The organism is Protofrankia sp. Cj5 (assembly GCF_917627405.1).
In the GTDB taxonomy this organism is placed as follows: domain Bacteria; phylum Actinomycetota; class Actinomycetes; order Frankiales; family Frankiaceae; genus Protofrankia.
This window is the reverse complement of the sequence record NZ_CAKJTO010000135.1, coordinates 1-10,815: the sequence shown is the minus strand read 5'-3', so window position 1 is coordinate 10,815 and position 10,815 is coordinate 1. Positions and strand designations below refer to the sequence as shown.

General features: G+C 70.4%; 7 protein-coding genes. 3 read left to right on the top strand and 4 right to left on the bottom strand.

Annotation, left to right across the window (positions count from 1 at the left end; translation table 11 throughout):
- The 4 genes from lnt to MJ777_RS20370 form a co-directional block, all read right to left on the bottom strand.
- On the bottom strand, window positions 1-1,950 hold a 1,950-nt coding region (gene lnt, locus MJ777_RS20385; protein WP_370652789.1), incomplete at its 3' end, for an apolipoprotein N-acyltransferase.
- 42 nt (window positions 1,951-1,992) lie between these two features.
- Window positions 1,993-2,472, bottom strand: a complete 480-nt coding sequence (locus MJ777_RS20380; protein WP_239310519.1) for a multidrug efflux SMR transporter — start codon at window positions 2,470-2,472, stop codon at window positions 1,993-1,995.
- 805 nt (window positions 2,473-3,277) lie between these two features.
- A complete protein-coding gene (locus tag MJ777_RS20375) occupies window positions 3,278-4,804 on the bottom strand; it encodes an amidohydrolase (RefSeq protein ID WP_239377476.1) in 1,527 nt (508 codons plus the stop codon).
- 238 nt (window positions 4,805-5,042) lie between these two features.
- Window positions 5,043-5,483, bottom strand: coding sequence for an Lrp/AsnC family transcriptional regulator (locus MJ777_RS20370; RefSeq protein ID WP_239313004.1), 441 nt, complete (start codon window positions 5,481-5,483; stop codon window positions 5,043-5,045).
- Window positions 5,484-5,759: 276 nt separating this feature from the next.
- Here MJ777_RS20370 and MJ777_RS20365 point away from each other — a divergent pair, with 276 nt between their 5' ends.
- The 3 genes from MJ777_RS20365 to MJ777_RS20355 all read left to right on the top strand — a co-directional run.
- The gene (locus MJ777_RS20365; RefSeq protein ID WP_239312998.1) at window positions 5,760-8,123 is read left to right on the top strand and encodes an HAD-IB family hydrolase; all 2,364 of its coding nucleotides are present in this window, start codon (window positions 5,760-5,762) and stop codon (window positions 8,121-8,123) included.
- The gene (locus MJ777_RS20360) at window positions 8,120-9,370 is read left to right on the top strand and encodes a zinc-binding dehydrogenase (RefSeq protein ID WP_239377474.1); all 1,251 of its coding nucleotides are present in this window, start codon (window positions 8,120-8,122) and stop codon (window positions 9,368-9,370) included. Before MJ777_RS20365 ends, MJ777_RS20360 begins: the two co-directional genes overlap by 4 nt.
- A gap of 132 nt (window positions 9,371-9,502) precedes the next feature.
- The coding region (locus tag MJ777_RS20355) for a lactate racemase domain-containing protein (protein ID WP_370652790.1) at window positions 9,503-10,815 on the top strand (1,313 nt) is incomplete at its 3' end.

Here is a 10,815-nt window from a genome sequence, read left to right as displayed (position 1 = left end):
CGCCGCGATCCCATCGGCGATCTCCCCGGTGCCGTCCGGGCTCGCGTCGTCGATGACCAGCAGGTCCACGTCCGGGTTGGCCGCGCGCAGCCGGATGACCGTGTTGTGAAGGTTCTCGCGCTCGTTGTAGGTCGGAACACACACGAGAACGCGCTCGTCGTCCACGCGTCTCCTTTCAGTGTCGCCGGCGGCCTCGCCGGCGGTCTCGCGGCCTGCCCCGCCCCGCTCGCGGGAGGACTTCCCTGCCCGCAGGCCGAACGTTACAGCGAGTAGTCCAAGAATCACTAGTAGAATCTCCGGGGCCGCGCCGACGCGGTCCGCGAGCGTTCGGCTGGTGCGTAGCGGGAGCGATGCGGTCAGGACGGCGGTCTCGTACAGGCCGGACTGTGCGATGACCCGGCCGTCGGGCTCGATGAGCGCGCTCTGGCCGCTGGTGGATACCTGGACCGCCGCTCGTCCATGCTCTACCGCTCGCATCCGGGTCATTGCCAGTTGTTGCTCGCTTTCGCCTTTGCGCCCGAATGAGGCGTTGTTGGTCTGTACCACCAACAGCTGCGCGCCCGCGTTGACGGTATCGCGGACAAGACCGTCATATGCTACTTCGAAGCAGATGACGTCACCGATCGTGACTGTGCCGATGTGGAGACTCCCGACGTTGCTGCCGTGCACAAAGTCATCCGGCAGTTCGGTGGCGAACCGCTTGACGAGCTTCTCCAGGACGGCCCGGCCCGGCAGGTACTCCGCGAACGGCACCGGATGCTGCTTGACGTAGATCTGGCCGGTCCAGCCATCGCCGCTCCAGCCCAGACCCGCGTTGCGCACCTTCCCCGTGCCCGGCCCGTCAAGTACCGCGCCGACGAGGAGGGGGGCGCCCACTGCCCGCGCCGCGCGGTCGAGCATGGCGGCGGCGCGGGGATCCACGAACGGGTCGACGTCCGAGGAGTTCTCCGGCCACAGAACGAGGTCCGGATGCGGAACGCGTCCCGCGGTAACGTCCGTGCCGAGGCGTTCGGTCGCTGTCATGTGGTTGGCGGTCACCTGGAACATGCGCCCGAGCGCCTCCAGGCCACCGGCCCGTGGCACGTTGCCCTGGATCGCCGCCACCTGTGCGCTGCCGGCCTGCGCGGAGGTCGGCAGCGGCACGGCGAGACCGGCCGCCGTCATGGCCACGGCGGCACCCAGCGGCCAGGCCAGGGCCGCGGCCCGACGGGTACGCCCGCGGCCGGCGGCGGGCGTACCCGTGCCCGGTGAGCCCACCGGGCTCAGTGCGAGGACCGCGGCGGCGAGCAGCGCGCCGGAGCCCGCGACAGCGGCGGTCACCAGCGGGGAGCCCCCCAGTGCCGCCAGCGGTGTCAGTGGTGTGTCCGCCTGAGTGAAGGCCAGCTTCCCCCACGGGAAGCCGCCGAACGGCACGCGTCCGCGTAGTGCCTCCTGGCCGACCCACACCGCGGCGACCCACAACGGCCAGCCACGCACCCGCATGACCAGCGTGGTCGCGGGCGCTATCAGGGCGAGCAGGGCGGCTTCCCCGATCGAGAGGACTATCCAGCCGTCCAGGCCGACGAACATGACAAAGCGCAGCATGGACAGCATGAAGGCGAGGCTGAACAGCATGCCCAGACCGGCCGAGCGCCGCAGTGGCACGCCGCGCGCCAGCAGGGTGATGACGGCTACCGAAACCGGGGCCAACGGCCAGATCCCCACCGGAGGGAATGCCAGGTACAACGCGATTCCGGCTGTGACGGCGAGCAACGGCCGAGTCAGTCGACGGGCCCGGGCGCCGGCCTGGCGGGCCGCCCGGGAATCCCCGCCAGGGCGGACCGCATCGGCTGGATCGCCTGGTTGCGATGCGCCGGCACTGCGACCCACGGTCAGCGTGTCCTGGGTTGTCACAGTCCCAGTGTCGGCCACCGCCGCGCGGGGAATCGACGGGGTCGGCGGATTGCCCATCCACAGTCATGTCAGCTGGGCATGACTGTGGATGGGCGTTGCCTATGAGTGCGGGACCGGATCGCCCGCGGATCGCCCGAGGCCTGTCTCGCCGTGGCTGGCTTCCCGGTGGTCACCGTGCTGGCGGCCACCGTGCTGGCGGTCGGCAAGAGGCAGCATCACCACGCCGATGATAATCAAGGTGAGGGATCCGATTTTGATCCAGTTCGTGGTCTCCGCGCCGATGACGATGCCGATGACAGCGACCGCCGCGGTGCCGAGCGCGCCGAAAGCGGCATAGGAGATGCTCGGGCTCAGCCCGGTGAGGGCGACCGCGAAGAGGTAGGTGGCCAGGAGGAATCCGACCACGGCGAGCATCGTGGGCAGCGGGTTGCGAAATCCGTGGGAGGCCGCGAGGGCATACGTGGCGGCCACGTCGCAGGCTATCGCGGCCAACAGTGCCAGCCAGGTCATCAGTGTCCTTGGGGTGTGATCGCGTTTTTTCTCGGGGCGGGCGCCAGGGGCGATGTCTGTGATGGTCATGGCTGTTCCCAGGAGTCCTTACGTGAGGTGATCGAGGATTCGGGCTGGTGGAATCCGTCGATCCGCGGGAAAGCGTTGTCCCGCGGCTTGGGTCCGGCTGGGACAGTGACTGAACACTACTACGCGCTGCGCACGAATGAATGCTCTGCGTGTCTTCGTGTTTCATGCGCGGCGGCCGCGCCTGGGCGAGGGCGGGCGAGGGGGCGCTCTAAGGCGTCGCAATGGGGCGTCATGACGGAGTGCCGTGATGAAATATTGAGAATGATTGAGAATACTGAGCGACTGGCGGCGGGGAAATGTTTTTGTTGCGTCCAGTAGTTAATTGGTTGTGGATATGTTCATCCGCTGATGCGCGGGTCGTGCATCCAGGTCACGGCAGGTCCGGCCGCTCCATGGGATCGGTGCGCCGCTGGTTCGCGGCGACGGTGTCCTTGATCCGGGAAACAGGAAATAGACGCAGCTGGAACGCCCTGTTGACACAAGCGGAGCCAGGGCCGGTACGGTCCATGTCGTCCACTCGTGAGGCGGCTGCGTCAGCGCCTTCCCCGTCGGCAGACCGGCCGGTGGCCGTGGGGCGCTCGCGCATCCGCGGCTACCCGAGGCCAGGCCCGGTCGGCGCTGGGGCCGGACAGGAGGTTCGTCACCGCCGACGGAGAGGGAGCCGCACGAAGGCAGTCCGAAGGGTTCCGGTCGTCCCCTAGACAACGATCCCCTGCCCGCATCCGGCAGGCCGGGGATCGGTTCGAAGGACGGTCCGGGGCCCTTGGACGTCCTCGCTACTGCTCGGGGGTCCCCCGTTGCGGGGTCATTGCGGCTGGGCCATCAGATCGTGGATGACTGTGCCGCGGATGACCGTGCGGACGCATGCCGGGTCGGGGCCGTCGAGGTCGGGGAGCCCGGCTATGCCCGCTCGTGGGTCGGTGGACCATGCCGCGACCCGGGCGTCGGGCACTTGGACGACCAGCTCCCCCGGTACCCGCCAGACGGCGAACGTCGCTGGCGCGCCGGGTACGAGGACCCCGCTGCCGTCATCGTCCGCGCGGGCTGCCCGCCAGCCGCCTCTCGTCGCGGCCGAGAACGCCGCCCGGGCGGTGAGCGCCGACGCCCGCGTGTGGTGCGTGACCGCGGCACGCACACCGCCCCATGGGTCCATCGGGGTCACCGGCGCATCCGAGGACAGCGCGAGGACGACACCGGCGGCGGCCATGGCCGCCAACGGGTTCATCGCCTGCGCGCGGCCGCTTCCCAGCCGGCGGGCGTACATCCCCTCCGGGCCTCCCCAACGGGCGTCGAACGCTGGCTGCACGCAGGCCAGCAGGCCGAGGCGGGCCATCCGGGCGATCTGGGCGGTATCGGCCAGTTCGCAGTGTTCGACGCGGTGGCGCGCGGCCAGCATCCTGGGCAGGCCGATCTTTGCGGCTGCCCGCTCGCAGCCGTCCAGGACGATGTCGAGGGCCGCGTCGCCGATAGCGTGGAAGCCTGCCTGCAGGCTCGCCTCGCCAGCCTGGACGATCAGCTCGCACACCGCGTCCGCGTCCAGCCGCGCGATTCCATGATTATCGGGTGCGTCCGCGTACGGCACCCGCAACGCCGCGGTGCGCGATCCCAGTGAGCCGTCGACGAACAGGTCGCCGCCGAGCCCGGCGCCCAGTGCCAGCGCGGTCTCGACGTCCCCGGCCCAGTAGCCGTGGACGTCGGGGCCTGCCTCAGCGGCGGCGAGGGCGAGCAGATCGCTGAGGTCGTCGGCGCTGGAAACCGCGGGCCCCGCCATCTCGTGCAGCGCCGCGATACCCAGGGCGGCGGCATGGGAGCGGACGCGCCGCTGGGCGGCCCGCCGCTGATGAGCGGAAACACTGCCGTACGCGGCCGCGCGGGCGATGTGGTGGGCGTCGCCCTGGCAACGGCCGTCGCCCAGCCAGCCCGCCGCGCCGCGGGCGCCGCTGCGGTCCGCGAGCGCTGAGGACACGACGGCGCAGTGACCGTCGACACGGGCGAGGTAGACCGGTGCTCCCCCGGCCGCCCGGTCGAGTTCGGCGATGCTGGGCGGCCGGTCTTCCGGCCAGGCCGTGTCGTCCCAGCCGGTACCGAGCACCGTGGTCGCGGGGTGGCGCCTGGCATGGTCGGCGAGCTGGTCCAGCGCGGCCAGCAGGGAGCGTGCCGGCGCCAGGTCGAGACCACCGAGCGCGAGCCCGGTCGCGGTCACATGCACGTGGGCGTCCACGAAGGCGGGGGTGACCAGGGCGTCGTCGAGGTCCACGATCTCGTCGGCACTCATCGCGTCGCTGGCCGCGGCCGAGCCGACCCAGGCGACCGTGTCGTGGTCGATCAGCATCGCGGTCGCGAACGGCGAGGCCGGGCTGTGCACACGGCCGCCGCGGTAGAGGACGCGAGCGCCCCGGGCTCCCGGGCTGGCTCCCGGGCCCGGCGGTATGTCCGTCACAGCTGCCAGTCTGCCTGCCGCGGCCGCGGTGCGGCGCTTGGCGGCGTGTGGCGCTGCCGTCGGTCGCTGTCGTGCCGCCGGCTGGTTGCCGCTGGTTGGCATCGGTTGGCGGCCGCCCGCGCGGTTACGGCTACAGCGCGGGCGGCCGGGCCTCGTACGGAGTGGAGAGGACGACCATGGTGCGGGTGGAGACGTTCGCCGCGGCGCGGATCTCCTGGAGCAGGCTTTCCAGGTTGCTCGGACCCGCGACCCGGACCTTGAGCAGGTAGCTCTCCTCGCCGGCGACGCTGTGGCAGGCCTCGATCGCGTCGAGGCCGCGCAGGCGGTCCGGCGCGTCGTCGGGCTGGCTCGGGTCGATCGGTTTGATGGACACGAAGGCGGTGAGCGGGAGCCCGACCTGGGCGACGTCGATCACAGCCGCGTAGGAGGTGATCACGCCTCGCTGTTCAAGGCGCCGGACCCGCTGGTGAACCGCGGATACGGACAGGCCGGTGGCTCGGCCGAGATCGGTGTAGCTCATCCTGCCGTCCCGGCACAGCAGGCGGACGATCTCGCGGTCAAGGTCTTCCAGCACGATCAGAAGCGTACGCAGATCACCGGTGATCGATGCATGCCGCCCTGGTCCGGCCACGGTCCGCCGATGGATCTGGATCGATGTGGACGGCCCAGGCTGCCGGTGGCACGAAGCCGTTGCGAAAACCAAGGGAGACGGACTGTAACCATCGGTGGTCCCTGGTTGGATGCAACCACGTGGGCAGGAGGCGGTTTCGGTTCCGGACACCGTTGTCCCCTACTGTGGCCCACCGGTGTCCATCACGAAAGAACGAAAGAACGGGAGAGGTGAGGCGTGGGGCTGGCCGAGCGGCTCGCGGGCAAGCGTGTCCTCGTCACGGGGGCGACCGGCTTCGTGGGCGAGGCACTGCTGGAACGGCTGCTTTCCGACCTGCCCGGCACCGGGGTGGTCGTGCTCATCCGTCCCCGCGCGGGCAGGAGCGGGCAGGCCCGTCTTGCCGGTCTCGTGGCCAAGCCGGCGTTCGCGCCGTGGCGCGAACGCCTTGGCGCCGACGGCGTTGAACAGGTGCTGCGGGAGCGGGTCACGGTCCTTGAAGGCGATCTCGAACGGATTCCGGCCATTCCGGCGGATGTGGACACTGTCGTCCACTGTGCCGGCGAGGTGTCGTTCGACCCGCCGATCGACACGGGTTTCGCCACCAATCTCGGGGGTGTCCAGGAGCTGCTGCGGGCCATCCGCGACAGCGGCGCACGCCCTCATGTGGTGCATATCTCCACGGCGTACGTGGCGGGCCTGCGGTCGGGCCACGTGGCCGAGGGGCGCCTTGCGCACACCGTCGACTGGCGGGCCGAGCAGGCCGCCGCACAGCGGGCACGGCGTGCGGCGGAGGACGCGTCCCGGGCCCCGGAGACGCTGCGCGGGTTCCGGGCCGAGGCTGAAGGCGAGCACATCCGGGCTGGGGCGCAGACGGTCTCGCGAGAGGCTGAACGGCGTCGGCGCAGGTGGGTGGAGCGCCGGCTCGTCGACGCGGGCGGCGAACGGGCCCGTGTGCTCGGCTGGACGGACTGCTACACGTTCACCAAAGCGCTTGCCGAGCGCTACCTGGAGACCGAACGTGATGGTCTGCCGTTGACCATCATGCGGCCGTCCATCATCGAAAGCGCGTTGGCCCGCCCGTTCCCGGGCTGGATCGAGGGCTTCAAGATGGCCGAGCCGCTGATCCTCGCCTACGGCCGCGGGGAGCTGCCGGACTTCCCCGCGTCCCCGGACGGGATCATCGACATCATCCCTGTCGACCTGGTGGTCAACGCGATCCTGGCCGCGGCCGCGGCCCCGCCGCCGGCATCGGCCCCGGCGTACTACACGGTGTGTTCCGGTTTTCGTAACCCGCTGCTGTTTCGCGATCTTTACGAGAACGTCCGGGAGTACTTCGAGCGCCATCCGCTGTCCAAGCCCGGCCGTGGCGCTGTCGCGGCCGCGCACTGGCGGTTCGCCGGGGCCGCCACGGTCGAGGGCCAGCTGCGCCGTGGCGAGCGTTTCGCGGAGATCGCGGGAAGGGCGCTCGGGTACGCCCCACGCTCCGACCGGGTCCGCCAGGCCGCCCGTGACCTGGAGCAGTTCGATGAGCGGCTGTCGTTCCTGCGGCGTTACCAGGACCTCTACCGTTCCTACACCAAGGCGGAGCTGGTCTACGTTGATGACGCGACCCGCAGGCTCCACCAGGCACTCGATGCGGGTGACGCCGAGCGGTTCGGGTTCGACCCGGCCTGCTATGACTGGCGTACCTACCTGCAGGAGATCCATTTTCCGAGCGTCACCTCGACCTTCCGCGGCCCGGACAAGCCCCCGGCGCCGCCCCGGCGGGCGTCGCACGCCCTCGCCGGCGGTCCGGACACGCTCGCGGTGTTCGACCTGGATGGGACGCTGGTGTCCTCGACCGTGGTTGAGTCCTACCTGTGGCTGCGGCTGACCGACCAGACGTTCGCGGCGCGCGGGCGTGAGCTCGCGCAGCTTGCCCGCGCGCTGCCCGGGTACGTGCGGGCGGAGCGGCGCGACCGGGGGCATCTCATCCGAGCGGTGTACACGCGCTACGCCGGTGCCGATCCCGGCGAGCTCGCCCGCCTCGTCGACGAGGTAGCCGGTGACATCCTGCTGCGCCGGGTGAAGGCGGGGGCGATCCGCCGGATCCGCGAGCACCGCGACGCCGGGCACCGGACCGTCCTGCTCACCGGGGCGGTCGAGGTTCTCACCCGTCCGCTGGCGCCGCTGTTCGACGAGGTCGTCGCCACCCGGCTCGCGGTCGGGGCGGACGGGCGCTGCACCGGGCGCCTGGTATCGGCACCGCTGGTCGGTGACTCCCGCGCCGCCTGGCTGGATCACTATGCCAAGCGGGTGGGCGCGGATCTGGCGGCGTCGTGGGCATACGCGGACAGCCAGTCGGATCTGCCGATGTTGCGGGCGGTCGGCAATCCGGTCGCGGTCAACCCGGACCTGCCGCTGTACCGGGTGGCCCGCCGCTCCGGCTGGCCGATCGAGCAGTGGGCCTCGACCCGTGGTGAGCCACGCGCCGTGGTCGGCAGCCGGCATGAACGCACGATCCATGCCGCCGCCCGGGCTCGGGATCTTTTCGGCGGTGGGGCCGCAGCCCTGTCTCCGGGCGGCCGCGTCCGGACATCACGGCCGGGTGTCGATCGGTGAGCCGCGCGCTGGAGCTGTACCGGTCGATGCCCCGCTACCTGGCCACCCGGACGCTGTCGGGCCGGCTGCCGGCCTTGGCCGGCGCCGCGGCCGGGATGACAGCGCCGCTGCGGCTGACCGACGGGCCGGCGCCGGCCGTGCCGGGCGAGGGGTGGGTTCCGATCCGCCCGCGGCTGTCGGGGATCTGCGGGTCGGACCTGGCCACCGTCACCGGGCAGCTGTCGCTCTACTTCACGTCGCTGGTGTCCATGCCCTTCGTCCCCGGGCATGAGATCGTGGCCGACACCCAGACCAGCGTCACCCTCACCGATGGCACTGAGCTGCCGGCCGGCAGCAGGGTGGTGCTCGATCCGGTTCTCGGTTGCGCCGCCCGGGGCCTGCCCGCATGTGCTGGTTGTGCCGCCGGGCACACCAGCCGCTGTGACAATATCACTGTGGGTCACCTGTCCCCCGGTCTGCAGACCGGGTTCTGCGCGCGGACCGGTGGCGGGTGGAGCCGGTCCCTGGTTGCCCACCGCTCGCAGTTGTATCCCGTGCCGGCGGACCTGCCCGACGAGCGGGCGGTGCTGGTGGAGCCGCTTGCGTGCGCGGTACATACCGCGTTGCGGGCACGGGCCGGGGACGGCGACCGGATTTTGATCATCGGTGCCGGCTCGGTCGGGCTGTTCACGTTGCTGGCGCTGCGCGCCTACACCAAGGCCGGCCTGGTGACGGTGGTAGCCAAGCACCGTCACCAGGTGGAACGCGCGCGGCTGTTCGGGGCAGACGAGATCATTTCACCGGCGTCCGCGGTCGGCGGGGTGCGCCGTGCCACCCGTGCGCTCAAACTGGAACCGGAGGCCGGACCGCCGTATCTGCTCGGCGGCGTGGACATCGCGATCGACTGCGCCGGCAGCGCATCCTCGCTGTCGACGGCGCTGCGCGTCACCCGCGCCGGTGGGCGGGTGGTGCTGTCCGGTGTTCCCACCGGGCCGGTCGATCTGACGCCGCTGTGGTTCCGTGAGCTGGAGCTGGTGGGCACCTACGCGTCCAGCGCCGGTCGGGGGCTGGACGAGGGCGGGGCGGCGGGCGCGGCGGTGGCGCCGGCGGACTTCGTCCGGGCGCTGGAGCTTGCGGCAGCTGCCCCGTTGGACGGGGTTGTGTCGGCGGCCTACCCGTTGGACCGTTGGCGGGACGCGTTGGACCACGCGCTCGGCGCGGGCCGGCTTGGCGCGGTCAAAGTCGCCTTCGACCTGATGGCGCCCTGATGAGGCGAGTGTGCAATCTGTTCGTAAGGACTACAACATTCACTGGGACGCTTACTGGATGGCGGCTGGCGGCGGAAGCGCCGCTCAGCCGGACTCGCGCGTGAGGGGATCGCACAGGTGAGACCGGGGTTCGTGCTCGAGGTCGATGAGCGGACTCCTCCGCTGCTCGTACACCAGGGTGAGGGGTTCGGGCTGGAGCGTTTCCCGCTCGGCACGCGGGTCGTCTACCCGCCGGAGTCGCTGCCGGAGCTGGCTGACGTCGACGCGGCGATCGGCCGGGCGCTGGCCGAGCCGGAGAACAGCGAGCCGTTGCGGGCGCTGCTGCGGCCGGGGATGCGCCTCACGATCGCCTTCGACGACCTGTCGATTCCGCTGCCGCCGATGCGCCGGCCCGACATCCGCCAGCGGGTGATCGAGCAGGTGCTCACGATCGCGGCCGAGGCCGGCGTGGACGACGTGGTGCTTATCGTGGCGAACGCGCTGCACCGCCGGATGACCGCCGCCGAGATCGAGCGGACTGTCGGGGAACGGGTGTTCCGCTCGTTCTGGCCGGACAGCCTCTACAACCATGACGCGGAGGACAGGGACAATCTGGCGCATATCGGCCTGACCGAGAACGGTGAGGACGTCGAAATCAACCGACGGGCCGCCGAATCGGACCTGCTGGTCTATGTCAATGTCAACATGGTGGCGATGGACGGTGGCCACAAGTCGGTGCCGATCGGGCTCGCGTCCTACAACAGCCTGCGTCACCATCACAACAGTCATACAATGATCCATTCGCGTTCGTTCATGGACCACACCCGTTCGGCCATGCACTCCTCGGCGTGGCGGATGGGCCGGCTGCTGGCCGATCACCTGAAGATATTCACGGTGGAGACGACCGTGAACAACGCCTCCTTCCCGTCCCGCTACGCCTTTCTGATGAAGCGGGAATGGGAGTGGTCCATCCGTGACCAGGCGATGGCGTTCGGGATGTCGAGGGGGCTCGCGGCCATGCCGGTCCGTCCTCGCCGCAAGCTCTTCCAGGATCTTGTCGCTGGGTACGGGGTGACCGGCGTGCACGCGGGCGAGACCGAGGCCGTGCACGCCAAGACGCTCGCGAACGTGCACCGCCAGCAGCTTGTCGAGGTGAACGGGCAAAGCGACGTGCTGGTCGTGGGCCTGCCCTACCTGGGGCCGTACAACGTGAACTCGGTGCTCAACCCGATCCTCGCGATGTGCCTCGGGCTCGGGTACTTCTTCAACATGTACCGAGGGCGGCCCCTGGTCCGCCGCGGCGGGGCGATGATCCTCTACCATCCGGTGACGCCGGAGTTCTCTCAGCTCCATCATCCGTCGTATGTGGATTTCTTCGAGGAGGTTCTCGCCGAGTCCACCGACCCGGCGACGATCGAGACCACGTTCGAGAAGCAGTACGCGACCGACCCCTGGTACACCCACCT

Excerpts from the sequence above, each read along its gene's own strand:
- MJ777_RS20380 (WP_239310519.1), bottom strand. The coding sequence starts at position 2,472 with ATGACCATCACAGACATCGCCCCTGGCGCCCGCCCCGAGAAAAAACGC.
- MJ777_RS20375 (WP_239377476.1), bottom strand. The coding sequence starts at position 4,804 with ATGCTGATCGACCACGACACGGTCGCCTGGGTCGGCTCGGCCGCGGCC.